This is a genomic window from Ulvibacterium sp. (assembly GCF_028285715.1).
In the GTDB taxonomy this organism is placed as follows: Bacteria; Bacteroidota; Bacteroidia; order Flavobacteriales; family Flavobacteriaceae; genus Ulvibacterium.
The window spans coordinates 34957-51069 of the sequence record NZ_JANQOO010000006.1 but is presented as its reverse complement, the minus strand read 5'-3'; the positions used below and the strand labels follow the sequence as shown (position 1 = coordinate 51069).

Below are 16113 nucleotides of genomic sequence, written 5' to 3'. Positions count from 1 at the left end.
AGGGCACAAACAAAAAGTCCATCACAAAATTAAGGAAAAAGTAACTTTCCCATAATTAGGCTGCCTTGGTAATCTCTATTAAATGATTTCGTTTTATGGGTTTGTTATTAAAAGTAATGATGTGGTCTGTCCTGGATTTGTACAGATTCCAATTGTTTACATCAAAGGGGTCTATGGATGAAGTTACAATGTTTATTCGCACTCTTTTTTCTAAAGGAAGGGAAATGAACTCCTCTAAAAATTGCCATCCGTCCATTATCGGCATGTTAATATCCAAAAAAATTATCTCAGGAACCTGACCATCGCTGTTAAGGGACTTTTTGATATCGTCCAAGGCCAATTTTCCATTACCGTGAGCGGAGATGTTTTCGCAGACCGCAATGGAATCCAACATTTTTCGTATGCCGAATACAGTAATGGGATCATCGTCAACGATGTAAATAGAGTTAATCTTTTTCATTAAAATAGATGTTAAACGTAGTTCCTTTGCCCACCTCACTGCATGCCATTACTTTGCCGTTCATGGCCTCTATTTGATTTTTGGTAATGTAGAGCCCAATACCTCTTGAATCCTTTTTGTCATGAAAGGTCTTATACATTCCGAACAACTTGTCCCCATATTTTTTTAGGTCTATACCCATCCCATTATCCGCAATACTCACTATGGTATAACCATTATTACTACTTGCGCTTAGGGTAATTGTAGGATCTCTTTCAGGGTCTTTGTATTTGACACCATTCGTAATGAAGTTCATTAAAATGCTCTCAATATATGCGGGCACTACTTTTACGAACACATCATCGGAAATGGAATTTACAATCTTTGCATTGTTGTTCAACAAAAATGCTGCGAGATTTTGTTGAACGGTCTTTAGTTTCTCGTTAAGATTAATGGGTTTCTTTTCCAAATCTGTATTGGTACTTATGGCAACTACCTCATTAAGGTTTTCCAAAGTTTCTAGAAGATTATCGGATGCGTCTATCAACATTCCGATGATATTCTGTTTTTCCTCTTCGTCTTTTTCATGAATCAAAAAGTCCAATAGCATGGAGAAATTAGCTGTGTGGGACCTTAGATTATGTGATACGATATGAGCAAAATTGACAAGTTTTTTGTTTTGTAAGGAGGTCACATTGATCAAATCCCTTAGTTCCTCCTCCTTTTGCTTAAGATTGCTGATATCCATACTGATGCCTACCAATCCGTAGGCTATGCCGTCATCCCCTATAAGGGGTATCTTGGAGGTTAAAAAGGTAATGGCATCCCCGTTCTTTTTTATGCTTCCCCTTTCCTCTCCCAAAATGGGCGTCATGGAATTCATAACATGCAAATCATCTTCCCTGGTAGTATTTGCTGTTTCCTCATCATAAAAATCATAATCGGTCTTTCCCAAAACTTCTTCAGGGCCCTTAACGCCTAAATAATCACATTCCGCTTTATTTACCAGCACTTTTCTGGATTCCTTATCCTTTATAAAAACATTTAAGGGCAAATGATCGATTAAAGTTTTGAGAAGATGTTCATTTTCCTTGGTCTTCGTTTGGGAAAGAACCTGGTCATTTACATCTTGAAGAGTACCAATCAATCCAATTAACCTCTCATCCTTAAAAATAGGTTTTCCAGCTGCTATTACCCATTTTTCATTACCCTTGGCCGTTATAATCTGTAGTTTTTCGTTCCATGAGGTACCATTTTCCATGGCCTTGTTGACAGCCATGGAAATCGTATTTCTGCTATAACCTTGTTTATAGAAATCAATTCCCTTTTCAATGGTTGGTACATAGTTCATGGGAACCTCATGAATAGCCTTGGTCATGTCGGACCAAGAAATTTCATCCTTGAGTATATCATATTCCCAACTGCCGATTTTGGCGATTTCCGATTTTTCACGCAAAAGAACTTCAAGCTTTTCAAGTTTTATTTCATTCTGTAATCGGGTTGTGATATCGTCCGTTTGGATTATGATGCCAATAATATTTTCATTCTCGTCATACCACGGAATATTGGACCACTCAAACCATTTTTCCTTATTTTCATGGTCCATAAATCGCTCTACACCAACGTTGGACGGTTTACCTTTTAAACAGTTGTTCATGACGGTTTTCCAGTCCTTGCTTATTTCGCCAAAGAGCTCGGAGATATTTTGTCCAAGGACAATATCGTTGCTAAAATGAAAATAGTCTACCCAAGAATCCGAAGCATGTACCACCTGTAGCCTTTTGTTTAGAAAAACAGTGGCTTTGGGTAGTTGTTTAATCAAATAATTACTGGATAATGTTTGGGATCCCCTCAACATAAAGTTGTAATTTCTTACTAAAGTAGAACGATTTTCCATTTTTGCTAAAGGTTTGTTGTGAACATACGCAAACTCGTTGTGATCCTATATTTGGATAGGGTGAAATTTCAAATAAATTTTAGAATAGGGAATTTTCTTACTAAAATTATGAATATTTAGTAATTATTGTGTACTTGTTCCAGAAAAAATGAATAAGTACGTTAGGTCACTGGTAAGAAGCGTACTACGTAATTCTGACGGAATCGGGCACTAGGCCAGTGTAGTCCCCTCCGTGTCTAATGACATCCCGAACGATGGAAGAACTTATGTAAGACTTTCCGGAAGAAGTTAATAGAAAAACGGTCTCAATTTCCGACAGTTTACGGTTGGTGTGTGCAATGGCCTTCTCAAATTCAAAGTCCGCGGGATTACGAAGGCCTCTTAGGATAAAATCGGCATGTACCTTTTTACAAAATTCTACGGTAAGCCCTTGGTACGTAAGCACTCTTATTTTCGGCTCTTTTTCAAAGGCTTTTTTGATGAACCGCATTCTTTGTTCCAAAGTGAACATATATTGCTTTTCCGCATTGATACCGATGGCGATTATTATTTCGTCGAAAAGGGTAATGCCCCGTTTTATGATGTCATAGTGACCTAAGGTGAGAGGATCAAAAGACCCCGGAAATATGGCACGTCTCATAGCCTAAAGTTAGGTATTTTCCCGTAAAGCCTCGTCAATGGCACTTTCAAAAAGGGTAGAAAGGGATATTCCGGCTACGCGTGCTTGTTCGGGCAGAATACTTTCCTTGGTAAGCCCAGGTGTGGTGTTCATTTCCAGCATATAGGGTTCATTATTCACAAAAATGAACTCACTCCTTGAAAATCCTTTCATCTTAATAACCTCATAAGCACGTTTGGCCAATTCCGTAACCTTTTTTTCTTGATCACCGGATATTCTAGCAGGTGTAATTTCCTGGGATTTTCCTTCATATTTGGCCTCATAATCAAAAAAGTCATTTTCCGTGGTTATCTCGGTAATAGGTAACACCTTAGTCTTTCCATTGTAAGTAATTACACCTACGGAAACTTCGGTTCCATCCAAGAATGCCTCAATAAGGATTTCATCATCCTCTTTATATGCCTTCTCAATTGCCTGCCTTAGATCTTCTTTCCTGTAAACCTTAGATATACCAAAACTACTTCCCGCGCGGTTTGCTTTTACGAAGCAGGGTAGTGATACCCGTTCAATAATGGCATCCTCGTCTATGGTATCGCCAAAATTCAAATAATAGGAAGCCGCAGATTTTATACCGTAGGGCTTCAAAACACTGAGAAGATCACGCTTATTAAAAGTTAGGGCCGATTGGTAGTGACCGCAGGAAGTATGGGGAATGCCCAATAATTCAAAATAAGCCTGCATAAGACCATTCTCACCTGGTGTACCATGAATTGCATTAAAAACACAGTCAAAATGAATGGTACTATTCTTAATAGTGACCGAAAAATCATGACGATTTACGGAAATCTCATTTTTGGCATCATCAACGTAGACCCATTTCTCCTTTAAAATATGGATTCGGTATGCATCAAATTTAGCCTTGTTCAGACACTCATAGACCACGTTTCCACTTTTGAGGGAAATTTGATACTCGCTGGAATACCCGCCCATAATAATGGCGATACTTTTTTTCATAGTATAATTCAATAGGAAGTTGGCAGGCCATGCCGTCCAAAGCCCAAAGTAAGTAAAAAACAATTCCATGGCACAACCACGTATTGATTTTTTAGTAAACAAGGATAGGATCCATCAACTTTTAAAGGGTTAAAACCATTTGTTTTGGCTCATTTCCTATCTTTGTCCGACGATTATTTGACCATGAGAAGTTTTTTCAATTTTCTAAAGAGCAAAACCTTTTTGATACAGATAGGCTTATCCTTGTTGGTTTTGATAGGTCTTATATTTTTAAGCCTTCGTTGGTTGAACAGTACAACGAACCACGGAGAATTTGTTGTTGTACCCGATTTTTCAAAAATGTCTGTAATGGAAATGCGCAATGCTGTAGAGGAGGCCGGATTGCGATTTGAAGTATTGGATTCCGCCAACTACGATCCCACATATCCTAGATTCTCCATCATAGAACAAGATCCATCTGCCGGTAGCAAGGTAAAGGAAAATCGGAAGATTTATTTTACCGTGAACCCCTCGGGATACAAGAAAGTTACGGTACCGAATATTATCCAAGTGACCCAAAGGAATGCCTCTTCCATGTTGCGGGCCGTAGGCCTGGATGTACAGCGGGTAACTTACATTGATCAGTTGGGTAAGGATATGGTATACTATATAAAGTATAAGGGTAAGGATATAAAACCCGGAGATAAACTACCAAAAACTTCTAAAATAGAGCTGGTCTGTGGAAACGGGACTATCCCGGATAGTGCTCGGATCCAGGCACAGTCCAACTAAAGATTATGGAAGAACAAGGTACCCGTGAACTTGATGGGGACGAGCTGTTTGAACATTTTAGATTTGTGGCCTCAAAAGGGCAAGAACCCCTGCGGGTGGACAAATTTTTGATGAACTTCATAGAGAACGCTACGCGAAACAAGATTCAACAAGCGGCCAAAACCGGAAATATTTGGGTAAATGACGCTATTGTAAAGCAGAATTACAAAGTGAAGGCAGGTGATGAAGTAAAAGTGCTTTTTGAGCATCCGCCGCATGAGTTGTTATTGGTTCCGGAAAATATTCCGCTTAACATCGTTTATGAGGACGAGACTTTACTGGTCGTAGACAAACCTCCCGGAATGGTGGTGCATCCAGGTCATGGCAACTATTCGGGGACGTTGATCAATGGACTTATTCATCATCTGGAACATCTCCCCATGAATACCAACGAACGCCCTGGACTAGTGCATCGTATAGATAAGGATACGTCAGGATTGTTGGTAGTGGCCAAGACCGAAGCTGCTATGACCCACTTGGCCAAGCAATTTTTCGATAAAACCTCGGAACGTGAATATGTAGCTTTGGTATGGGGCAACATGGATAATGATACGGGAAAAATAGAAGGTCATATTGGACGAAACCCTAAAAACAGATTACAGATGCAGGTATTCCCGGACGGAGAAGAAGGTAAGGAGGCCATCACACACTACAAGGTACTGGAGCGTCTGGGATACGTAACCCTGGTTTCCTGTAAGTTGGAGACCGGCCGGACCCATCAGATCAGGGTGCATATGAAACATATAGGCCATACATTGTTCAACGATGTTAGATACGGCGGAGACCGAATTCTAAAAGGTACGGTCTTTACAAAGTATAGACAGTTTGTGGAAAATTGTTTCAAGGCCTTGCCACGCCAAGCTCTGCATGCCAAGACGCTAGGCTTCGTACATCCCAAAACCGGGAAACAAATGCAATTCGATTCCGTAATTCCAGATGATATGATGCAATGCATCGAAAAATGGAGGGGGTATTCCAAACAGAGTAGGGGGTAAATCATCAATTCTTAGGACGGCCTTGAGCAGAAAATTAGCTTCACGATAGTTTTCCGGTTTACAGTATTATTTTTTCATATAGAGTTATCGAAAACTCTTTCCGTATTTGAGGACATTATCCCAAAATCATTGTTATTTTAGTCTGTCTAAATCAAGAAACAGATGAAAATCGTAATTTCCCCTGCCAAGTCGCTGGACTTTGAAAGTGAACTACCGAGTTCAAAATATTCGGAGCCACAGTTTTTGGAACACTCCAAAAGACTCAATAAGGTTTTACTAAAGAAGAAACCTAGGGCGTTATCCAAATTAATGAGCATTTCAGATAATTTGGCCCAGCTGAACTGGGAACGCAATCAAAAGTTCACTACACCCTTTACGCCTGAGAATGCACGCCCTGCCATGTACGCTTTTAATGGGGATGTATATCAAGGTCTGGATGCCTATACCATTCCTGAAGAAAAATTGGAAAAGTTACAGGATACACTTCGCATCCTTTCAGGATTATACGGTATTCTAAGACCTTTGGACCTGGTACAGCCCTATCGCCTGGAAATGGGAACCCAACTGAGGGTGAACAGAAAAAGGAATTTGTACGAATTCTGGAAAAAGGATTTGACCGCCCACCTAAATTCTGAAATGGAGAGTGACGAACTTTTCCTTAATTTGGCCAGCAACGAATATTTTGGTGCCATTGATGAGAAGGCACTAAAGGTGCCGGTCATTACACCAATTTTTAAAGATTGGAAGAACGATAAGCTTAAGGTTATTAGCTTTTTTGCAAAAAAGGCCCGGGGCTCTATGGTGCGCTATATCTTGGATACAAATGCGAAAACCTTGGATGACGTCAGAGGATTTGATTATGATGATTATCTGTATAGTAAGGAGCATACCCTAAAGGAAAACCAACCTGTTTTTGTCCGATAGAATATTTTTCCAAAGCAACCGTTCTATCCTTATAACATCTTTCTTAAAAAATAAGGATGAAACGATTTTTTATTTTCGCGCTGACTCTCTTAACGCTTGGTTGCACGGATAGGGATGACGATGTTGATGCCATAAACATCCGTATAAAAAATGCCAGTAATAGAAACTTTGATGAGGTTCAGGTTGCGGATGCCGAGGAGGTTTACGAAAATGTAGCGTCAGGTGACTATTCCGGGTATCTTGTATATGAAACGGCCTTTCAATATGCATTCGTACAAATTAGATCGGGAGAGGAAACGTTTACCTTACAACCTATTGATTTTGTTGGAGAAACTCCATTACCCATAGGATTCTACACCTATGAACTTGATATCACCGCTGATGGCAATGTAAACCTTAACTTTCGAATAGATTATTAGGTCACTTCTTTTTCGAAGCACTTATTTTTTCCTCAACGGTTACCCTTTTTTTTATCTTTCTGGGCCTCCTGGCACCATGTGAGCGGTTGGCAATTTTTCCTCTTCTGGTTTTGATGTCCCCTTTCCCCATGGGTCTTGTTTTAAAGAAATACATCATAATTTACGAAATTGCCATGGTAAATACAATCCTTGGTTGGAAGACAAAGGATATTAGTTTAAGATTACCCTATGTTTTTGCACACCCATCCTTACCGACCATTCCTTTTTCCAGAGGCCACCAAGCTCATTGTAGGAACATTGCCACCTCCCAGATTTACTATAGGTGATTTAAAGAAAGGCGATGTGGATTTTTGTTATGGCAGTAGGGATGGACAGCTTTGGCCTATTCTAGACCGTATTTTTAAGCTTGAACTAAAATTTGAGACCTCTGAAGAGGCCATAAGACAGCGTATGGATTTTTTGAGGGACAGAAAAATAGGTATTTGTGATATTGTCGAAAGTGCTGAAAGGGCAAAGATAAATGCTTCGGACCTAGGAATGAGTAATATAAAGCTTAGAAATCTAATAGGTTATTTAACGGAATTGCCCAATGTAAACACGCTTTTGTTCACCGGAGGTAATAGCAAAAACGGGCCGGAATACTTTTTTAGAAAACACTTAAAGGCATTCAGTTTGGAATTGAACCTAATTTCCGATGACATTCCCAGAATACATTCTTTTGTATTGCCCCAAACCCAAAGAACCATAAAAACAGTATCGTTGACCGCGCCTTCCGGAGCGGCAAACCGAGCTGTAGGAAGTTTGGAGACTTACAAAAAAAAGAAAAGGGAAAATCCTGATTTCAACACCTTGGATTTTAGGATATTGCAGTACAAGGTATTTTTTTAAACCCACTTTTATGGTAGTGGATCGGTACCCTTGTTCATTTTGTGATGTCCAAGCCTTATTTTGTTATTTTGATAGGAAACCTACCGGGAATTGCCCAATAATGCTGATATTTACCATCTTGCTTTTCTAGGCAAATTACCTAAAGTTCAATTTTTATCCACTTATGCAACGATCAGAAAAATTAGAGGAGTTCAAGAAATCGGTCACTAATAGATTCAACGTATATAATAGCCTGTTCCTTAATCTTCCCTACAGGAACATTGAGAATGTGGGTATGTTGATTCCCTTGCTTTTTGAACAATGCGAAAAGGGACTGAAATCCGGAAAAAAACCACAGGAAATATTGGATGCCTTTTTTCAGAACTACGCCAATGTTGAATCTGAAAAGGATAGGATAGACTTCATGTTCCGTATAGTTCAATACGTAGAAAGACAAGTAGTGCTTTATGACAGCGTTGAGGACGCGGCTTTTCCCAAGTTGCACCAACATACGACTTCCTTGTCCATAAAGGATTATTTTCAATTGGTAAACGAAAACAAAAGCTGGGACAAAATCGCCAAGAAATTATCCACGTTTAGTGCCCGCATAGTACTCACCGCTCATCCTACACAATTTTATACTCCGGCCGTGCTGGATATAATGGAAGATTTACGTTCCCTAATTTTGGAAGATCGCATCAATGACATCGATTTAACCTTACAACAATTGGGGCTTACTTCCTTGATCAATGCTCAAAAGCCCACCCCTCTGGACGAGGCCAAGAATATCATTTACATCCTTAGAAATGTATACTATGATGCCATGGGAGAACTTTTCGCCTACATCAAGAACAATATCAAGGATGCGGATTTTGATAATTACAATATTATGAAATTAGGCTTTTGGCCAGGGGGAGATCGCGATGGCAATCCTTTTGTCACCGCTGAGATGACCAAAGCCGTAGCGGATGAACTCCGTATTACACTGATGAAGTGCTATTACAATGATTTAAAACAATTGCGCAAAAAATTGACCTTTAAGCGTTTACGGAAACCTTTAAATAGCCTTAGAGACAATCTTTACATTGCCATGTTCGATTCCCAAAAACCCATGGATTATGAGGATATCATTGAGCCGTTAGGCAATATCCGCGATATATTGATAAACGATTACCACTCCCTATATGTAAAGGAATTGGATTATTTTATAGACAAGGTAAGAATTTTCAAGACCCATTTTGCAACGCTCGATATTCGACAGGATCATAGCAAGCATAAACTGGTTGTGGAAAGCGTGCTCAAGCGAAAAGGGATAATCAAGGAGGAATTGGGTGAGCTAAGCGATACTCAAATGACCCGTATCCTTCTGAAAGAAAAATGGACATTGGATCCGGCGGACTTTGAGGATGCGATAGTTAGGGATACCATCCAAAATATATCGCAGTTGGCAGACATCCAGAAAAAGAATGGAGAGGAAGGCTGCAACCGCTATATCATTAGTAATTCCGAGGACATTTTTTCGGTACTTTTTGTTTACGGATTGTTCAGATGGTGCGGTTGGGAGGCTAATAAGATCAGTTTTGATATTGTCCCACTTTTCGAGACCATGAGGGGAATGGAGAATTCGGAGGCCGTAATGCAATCGCTCTTTGACTTGCCAGAATATAGGGCACATTTGGGCCGTAGGAACGAAACCCATACCATGATGCTGGGCTTTTCAGATGGTACCAAGGATGGGGGGTATCTAAAAGCCAACTGGTCTATTTTGAAGACCAAGGAAACCTTGTCCAAAGTATGCAAGAAAAATGGGATAAGGGCCATTTTCTTTGATGGACGTGGCGGACCACCGGCAAGGGGTGGGGGCAAGACCCATCGGTTTTATGCAGCACAGACCAAGGATGTGGCCAATCATGAGATCCAGCTTACCATTCAGGGTCAGACCATAACAAGTACCTATGGGAATAAGGAACAATTTATGCACAATTCGGAACAGTTGCTTACTGCTGGATTGTCCAATAATCTATTTGGAAAAGAGCATATTATTTCAAGAGCATCGAGAAAACTGATCGAGGAGTTATCGGAATTGAGTTTTGCCAAGTACGATGCACTAAAGAACCATGAGATGTTCATTCCATACTTGGAAAACCGAAGTACCCTAAAATATTATACCAAAGCTAATATTGGAAGTAGACCCGGAAAGAGGGGAAATAAGAAAAAACTGGAACTTACCGACCTAAGAGCCATATCCTTTGTAGGTTCTTGGAGCCAATTAAAACAAAACGTACCCGGTTATTTTGGTTTGGGTACGGCAATCAAGGCTCTTAAGGATGAGGGTAGAATAGGGGAGGTCAAGAAACTCTATAAGGAGGTACCCTTTTTTAAAGCGCTGATGCTAAATAGTATGATGTCCTTGTCCAAGTGCTATTTTGAGCTTACCACATATATGAAGGAAGACGAGGCCTACAGTGAGTTTTGGAATATTCTTCATGAGGAGTACAAGCTCTCCAAAGAAATGTTATTGCTCATTTCCGGTTATTCCATTTTAATGCAGGATGAGGAGTTGTCCAGGGAATCGGTTAAGATTCGGGAAAACATTGTATTGCCTCTACTGGTCATTCAGCAATATGCACTTCAAAAAATAGGACAAAATGCCGACCATAAGGATTTATACGAAAAGATTGTGACCCGATCATTATACGGAAACATTAATGCCAGTAGAAACTCGGCATAGCCCTTTTTCTTTGCTGGAAAAAACAAAAAGCCCGCAAATTCTATTTGCAGGCTTTCCCAGTATTATGTTAAGTTGAACTTACTTTTTAGTGGGGCAGTTCCCTTTTTACCTTAATATAGTTTGACAGGTCAAAACATCCTTCCAAATCGTTGGCATTCATACCCATTTCGGCTCCTTTTAGGCCATCTTCATAGCGTAGGTACCAAATAAAGCATACACCAACACCGGCATCATCAAAATTAACACCCTCTACTGCTTCAAGGGTTGGCGGTAGACCTAAAATTTTCCCAGTATCATCCGTAATCACCCAAGTGCTGTTGGTTCCCGAAGCCTCGGAATCATCCAAAGTAATCCCGCTTACCATATCCGGGGTACCATCCACCTTAAAGGTAAAGGGGCCACCATATAGGGTTCCAGCTTCTGTTTTTCTACGATTTACGGTCAGAGGATTGGAGAGGTCAAAATTCCCTTTTAAATTGTTGGCGTTCATGCCTACTTCCGCACCTTCCAATTCTCCTTCATAGCGCAAATACCAAATGAGGCAAACACCTGGGCCGGCGCCATCGAAATCAACACCCTTAACCGCTTCCAGGGTTGGTGGCAATCCTAAAATGTTTCCTTCATCATCTGTAATGACCCAAGAGCTCTCACTTCCATAGGCCTCTGAGCTATCAAGTGTAATTCCATCGACAAAATCAGGGGTTCCATCAATACAGAAATCATAGGGGCCACCTGCAATTTCACCGGCATTGGCACCCATTAGCCGAGTTACTTGTATTGAATTGGAAAGACTAAAACATCCCTCCAAATCATTGGCATTCATGCCCATCTCGGCACCTACAAGACCATCTTCATAGCGCAGGTACCAGATAAAGCAGACCCCTGCTCCGGCCCCATCAAAATCAACACCCTTAACAGCCTCTAAAGTAGGTGGGAGACCAAGGATATTCCCTTCGTCATCTGTAATAACCCAGGTACTATTAGTGCCGGCTACATCGGTATCGTCTAAGGATAGTTCCGTCACAAAGTCCGGTGTGCCGTCGACCATAAATTCATAAGGTCCTCCAGAAAGGGTTCCCGCATTGGGTTGACTACGGGTTACTTCTATGGAGTTGGAAAGGTCAAAAGTTCCTTGCAGATCATCTACATTCATGCCCATTTCAGCACCTACAAGGCCGTCTTCGTAGCGTAGGTACCAGATAAAACAGATCCCTGGCCCGGCTCCGTCAAAATCAACACCGCCTACATCGTCCAGCGTTGGTGGAAGACCAAGGATATTTCCATCCTCATCGGTAATGACCCAGGTGCTATTGTCACCAACGGCATCCGTGTTGTCAATGGAGACATCGCTTACAAAATCCGAAGTACCGTCAACACAAAAGTAAAAGGGTCCCCCGGAGATAGTACCCGCTACCGGTACCACCTCTACCTCCTGCTCTGGAGCAACGGCCTCATTGTCATCTTCACAACTTGCTGTCAACAGCAGAAGTGCTAAAATTGGTAATGCATAAATCTTTTTCATTTTCTCGGTTTTTAAGTTTGCCTAAAAATCCAATTATAGCGTAACAGGAAGCTCACAAAGGCATCAATTTGCTGTGATACTTTGCGGATGTTTTTGTTAGAACTAGATAAAGAGTTGCCTTATTTAAGGAAACTGAAGCCTTTGACATGGGCCAGTGAGGAAAATAATCAAGGCTATTTTAAGATAAAAATCGTGTAATCATGTGACATTTGGGGTCCAAGGAGCAGCAGTATGTCTAAATAGGGTGCTTAGCGCAATTGTTTTCTCTTTCCCTTTCAATTTGTTCTCACCTAACGATCTGATCTTAAATTCCTTTCCAAGATTCAAATGGTTCAAGAGATGATCCGAAACAATGATATCAACCGCATTTGCATTGCATAAGGATTGAATTCTAGCCGTTGTATTCAAAACATCGCCCGTAAATATTATTTCTTTCTTTAGAGCTCCGATTTCACCGGTAGTTACTTTCCCAAAGTGAAAACCGGCCTTAAAATCCGGGGAAACATCAAAATGTTTTTGGTATCGATGTGATTTTTTCTTGAGGTCCCTTTTCATGTTGAAAAAACATTGGATACAGTTGTTATTTTGTATTCCTTTTTCAAATTTCCAGGACACCACGATCTCGTCTCCTACATATTGATATACTTCGCCATAACTATTGACTATGGCGTTTGAAATATCAACATAATACATCCGGAGCAATTCAAAGTATTTTATATGACCCAAGGTTTCCGCAATTGCCGTGGACGATTTCATATCGGCGAACATAAATATTCTTTCCTCTTCCTTGGGTGTATGATATTTTCCCGTAAAGAAATTGATCAAGACCCCATGGCCAATATTGTCACTTATTTCGGCATACACAAGTGAAATACCCAAGGAAACCATGATTTGCAAAAAAGTAGTTAGATACTCGGCACTACTAAGAAAATCAAAGTATTTTTTCCATACCTGATTATCCAAAACATGGGTTTCAAGTTCAATGGAAGCAGCGATCGGAAACATTATCAGAATTATGGTAAACGAGAATGCCAGGTATAGGACCAGTTTATAAGAAATTTTTTTTAGAAAGCTTTTTTTTGCAAATAGGTTATTCAGAAACAAAAGTTCAATGGTCCCAACCAGAAGCCCCACTCCTGTGACCGCCAGACAAGCGAAAACAAAAACTTTGTAATCTACCTGAATGGCACTAGAGGACGAACTATCCGTGCTATTGAATATGACCTGTTCCGTAGTAAGGAAAACCAAGGCCAAAACCAACCAAATGATTCCAAAAGGGATAATGCGAGCAATGTTTCTTTTGGTTTTGGGCGATAGCACTTTTAGTATATGAATTAACTCGATTTTACTTTGAAACGGTACGGCCCGAAAGTTTTCCCCGCCAAATTGATTTGCAGTTTAATTGGCCTGGAATCCCTGTCAATTGGTTGATGTACTTAATATTTCATAAAAGGCCTTGATACCATATGCCAACTGACCTATTTTCAAATTTTCGTTGGGACTATGCTGATTGTTATCCGGGTTAACCATGGGAACAACAAAGGCGGGAATCTGCAGTTCATTGATAAAAGGGGCGATTGGAACGGTACCACCCATAATCCTAATCTGAACAACATCTTCACTAAAGGCATCTTTTAACGTATTGACCAAAACAGTCCCATATGGGTTATCCAGGTTCGTACGAAATGCATCCATAGTTGAACCCTCCTGAACTCTCATTATTTTATCGTATTCCATGCGCTGTTTTTTGGTAGGAACGGTATCCGTAATATAGAAACCCTGCTGTTCTATGTGCTTTTTTACCAAATCTTTTAGCCGATTGCCATCGGTCTCGGGAACGAGGCGCAAATCTAGCTCCACGGTAGCGGTGGCCGGTACTATGGTCCGTACCTCGTCCCCAACCCATCCAGATTCAAGGCCCCTTACATTCAAAGAAGGATATTGCAGGGATTCCTGATAAAAACTTCCGACCTTTTCGGGCGTTTTAATAGCGAGATTGGAATTAATGGTTTTCACGTCATCGGGAACGCTTTTCAGAATTTCCAAGGTGGAGTCGTCCAGGGAGATTCCATCGTAATAGCCATCTATCGTAACCTTACCATGCTCATCTTTCATACTGGCCAGCACTTCCGCCAACAAGAAACCTGGGTTTGGGGCATAATTGCCATAATGTCCACTGTGTTGTGGTTTCATGGGACCATAGGTGGTCAGTGTCATTGTGGTGATTCCGCGACAACCGTATACCAATGTGGGCTTATCCGAAACATGCATCGGTCCGTCAGCAATGATCAAAAAATCCGCCTCCAAGAGTTCTCTATATTCCTTCACGGCCTTAGGTAAGGGTTTGCTGCCTTTTTCCTCCTCACTATCCAAAATTACCTTAATGTTAAAGGGGATTTCAACGTTGTTTTTTTGCAATAGATCAATAGCACTCAATAACATAATAATGGGACCTTTATCGTCTGAAGTAGATCTACCGAACAAACGCCAATCGTAATCGAGATTTTCATTGAGGTCTTCAAAGGACTTGATTTTCCAACCATCCCCACTTCTGGATTTGACAACAACTTTGTACGGGTCGGGTTGATTCCATTGAGATGGGTCTACAGGCTGCCCATCAAAATGCATGTAAAACAAAATGGTCGGCTTTTCATCTTCCATGGGAAGGGCTGCAAAGAATAGGGACTCTCCTTCAGTGGGAAGAATGGAGGAATTGAAGCCCCTTAAATTGAATTTTTTGGTTAACCATGTGAGATTTCGATTAATATCCGCATGATCTACCGCATCATTGGGAATGGCTATAAATTCCCGAAGCTCATCGATACTTTGACCGACTTGGGATTTAAGTTGTAAGGTATCCTGCGAAAAAATGGAAATAGTAGACAAAAAGATAAAAAACAGTGTCGCTTTTTTCATGGAATGTATATGTGAATTGGAATTTTAAAAGTAGAAAATTCGTGGGCAAAACTAGAACTTTCTTGAATTTTTACATCTTAGAAATAAACCATTTGATTTTCCTCAAATTGTAAGGTCTTGGAAAATAAGAGGCGTAATCCATGGTAAGGCATGGAAACAGAAAGATTTTCCAATTTTTGACCAATTTTTCTATTACCGGATCGATTTAATAAAGCCTGCAATGGAATCTACCCCATTTTGGGTTAAATGCTTTATAAATGCTGAACCAATAATGGCACCTTTTGCCTTTTCCGTTGCCTGCGCAAAAGTATCCGAATTACTGATGCCAAAACCCACGATCTGTGGATTTTGGAGATGTAAGGAAGCAATGCGCTCAAAATAACTTTGTTGTTCCGCCCCGAATCCCTGCTTGGCACCTGTTGTGCTGGCAGAACTAACCATATAAATGAATCCCTTGGAGGCATTATCAATTTGATGGATACGTTTATCACTGGTTTGAGGCGTAATCAAAAAGGTGTTGAGAAGGCCATATTTTTTAAATAGGTCCTCATACTCCTCTTGGTAGACATCAAAAGGAAGATCTGGCAAAATAAGGCCATCGATTCCTATTTCCCGGCATTTTTTACAAAAAGCTTCCACACCGTATTGCAGAACGGGATTAAAGTACCCCATGATGATCAAGGGAATGGAGACGGTTTTGCGAATATCCTTTAACTGTTCAAAAAGAATTTCAGTAGTCATCCCATTCTTGAGAGCGGCAGTAGAACTCTTCTGGATGGTGGGCCCATCTGCCAAAGGGTCGCTGAAAGGCAAACCTATTTCTATCATATCCACTCCGTTTTTCTCCAACTCGGCGATAATTTTTACGGTGTCGTCCAAATTGGGATAACCTGCAGTAAAATAGATGGATAGCAGTTTTCCGTCTTCCCTTAATTTTTGGTTGATTCTATTCATAGTCAA

General features: G+C 40.5%; 15 protein-coding genes. 6 read left to right on the top strand and 9 right to left on the bottom strand.

Going from position 1 to position 16113, the window contains the following annotated elements; genetic code table 11:
• Window positions 1-55: 55 nt before the first annotated feature.
• The 4 genes from Q0993_RS02045 to Q0993_RS02030 all read right to left on the bottom strand — a co-directional run bounded on the left by Q0993_RS02045 (window position 56) and on the right by Q0993_RS02030 (window position 3969).
• A complete protein-coding gene (locus tag Q0993_RS02045; RefSeq protein WP_299529322.1) occupies window positions 56-460 on the bottom strand; it encodes a response regulator in 405 nt (134 codons plus the stop codon).
• Window positions 447-2336, bottom strand: coding sequence for a PAS domain-containing protein (locus tag Q0993_RS02040; protein WP_299529319.1), 1890 nt, complete (start codon window positions 2334-2336; stop codon window positions 447-449). The genes Q0993_RS02045 and Q0993_RS02040 overlap by 14 nt, the downstream gene beginning before the upstream one ends.
• Before the next feature lie 184 nt (window positions 2337-2520).
• Entirely contained in the window at window positions 2521-2976 is a 456-nt protein-coding gene (coaD, locus tag Q0993_RS02035) for a pantetheine-phosphate adenylyltransferase (RefSeq protein ID WP_299529317.1), read from the bottom strand.
• Window positions 2977-2985: 9 nt separating this feature from the next.
• Window positions 2986-3969 carry a D-alanine--D-alanine ligase gene (locus Q0993_RS02030; RefSeq protein ID WP_299529315.1) on the bottom strand — a complete coding sequence of 328 codons (984 nt, stop codon included), beginning with the start codon at window positions 3967-3969 and terminating at the stop codon, window positions 2986-2988.
• 183 nt (window positions 3970-4152) lie between these two features.
• On the opposite strand from Q0993_RS02030, the gene Q0993_RS02025 reads away from it, so the two are divergent.
• The 4 genes from Q0993_RS02025 to Q0993_RS02010 all read left to right on the top strand — a co-directional run bounded on the left by Q0993_RS02025 (window position 4153) and on the right by Q0993_RS02010 (window position 7117).
• Complete coding sequence (locus tag Q0993_RS02025; protein WP_299529428.1) at window positions 4153-4740, top strand: PASTA domain-containing protein; 588 nt, start codon at window positions 4153-4155, stop codon at window positions 4738-4740.
• A 5-nt stretch (window positions 4741-4745) separates the two neighbouring features.
• Window positions 4746-5774, top strand: a complete 1029-nt coding sequence (locus tag Q0993_RS02020; protein ID WP_299529312.1) for an RluA family pseudouridine synthase — start codon at window positions 4746-4748, stop codon at window positions 5772-5774.
• A 162-nt stretch (window positions 5775-5936) separates the two neighbouring features.
• The gene (gene yaaA, locus Q0993_RS02015; RefSeq protein WP_299529310.1) at window positions 5937-6698 is read left to right on the top strand and encodes a peroxide stress protein YaaA; all 762 of its coding nucleotides are present in this window, start codon (window positions 5937-5939) and stop codon (window positions 6696-6698) included.
• A 56-nt stretch (window positions 6699-6754) separates the two neighbouring features.
• On the top strand, window positions 6755-7117 hold the full coding sequence (locus Q0993_RS02010) for a hypothetical protein (protein ID WP_299529308.1): 363 nt from the start codon (window positions 6755-6757) through the stop codon (window positions 7115-7117).
• A gap of 1 nt (window position 7118) precedes the next feature.
• Here the strand turns inward: Q0993_RS02010 and Q0993_RS02005 are convergent, their stop codons facing one another.
• Complete coding sequence (locus Q0993_RS02005) at window positions 7119-7247, bottom strand: 30S ribosomal protein THX (RefSeq protein WP_299529306.1); 129 nt, start codon at window positions 7245-7247, stop codon at window positions 7119-7121.
• Window positions 7248-7345: 98 nt separating this feature from the next.
• Between Q0993_RS02005 and Q0993_RS02000 the strand changes: the two genes are divergently transcribed.
• Both Q0993_RS02000 and Q0993_RS01995 read left to right on the top strand, forming a co-directional pair.
• Window positions 7346-8005: a uracil-DNA glycosylase family protein gene (locus Q0993_RS02000; protein WP_299529305.1), complete on the top strand. Its 660-nt coding sequence runs from the start codon at window positions 7346-7348 to the stop codon at window positions 8003-8005.
• A gap of 163 nt (window positions 8006-8168) precedes the next feature.
• Window positions 8169-10715, top strand: coding sequence for a phosphoenolpyruvate carboxylase (locus Q0993_RS01995; RefSeq protein WP_299529303.1), 2547 nt, complete (start codon window positions 8169-8171; stop codon window positions 10713-10715).
• 85 nt (window positions 10716-10800) lie between these two features.
• Here Q0993_RS01995 and Q0993_RS01990 read toward each other — a convergent pair whose 3' ends face one another.
• The 4 genes from Q0993_RS01990 to trpA form a co-directional block, all read right to left on the bottom strand.
• Window positions 10801-12237 (bottom strand): hypothetical protein, encoded by a 1437-nt coding sequence (locus tag Q0993_RS01990; protein WP_299529302.1) that lies wholly within the window; start codon window positions 12235-12237, stop codon window positions 10801-10803.
• 198 nt (window positions 12238-12435) lie between these two features.
• Complete coding sequence (locus Q0993_RS01985; RefSeq protein WP_299529300.1) at window positions 12436-13557, bottom strand: adenylate/guanylate cyclase domain-containing protein; 1122 nt, start codon at window positions 13555-13557, stop codon at window positions 12436-12438.
• Between the two features lie 99 nt (window positions 13558-13656).
• Window positions 13657-15153: a M20/M25/M40 family metallo-hydrolase gene (locus Q0993_RS01980; protein ID WP_299529298.1), complete on the bottom strand. Its 1497-nt coding sequence runs from the start codon at window positions 15151-15153 to the stop codon at window positions 13657-13659.
• Window positions 15154-15345: 192 nt separating this feature from the next.
• Window positions 15346-16107 (bottom strand): tryptophan synthase subunit alpha, encoded by a 762-nt coding sequence (trpA, locus tag Q0993_RS01975; RefSeq protein ID WP_299529296.1) that lies wholly within the window; start codon window positions 16105-16107, stop codon window positions 15346-15348.
• Window positions 16108-16113: the final 6 nt, after the last annotated feature.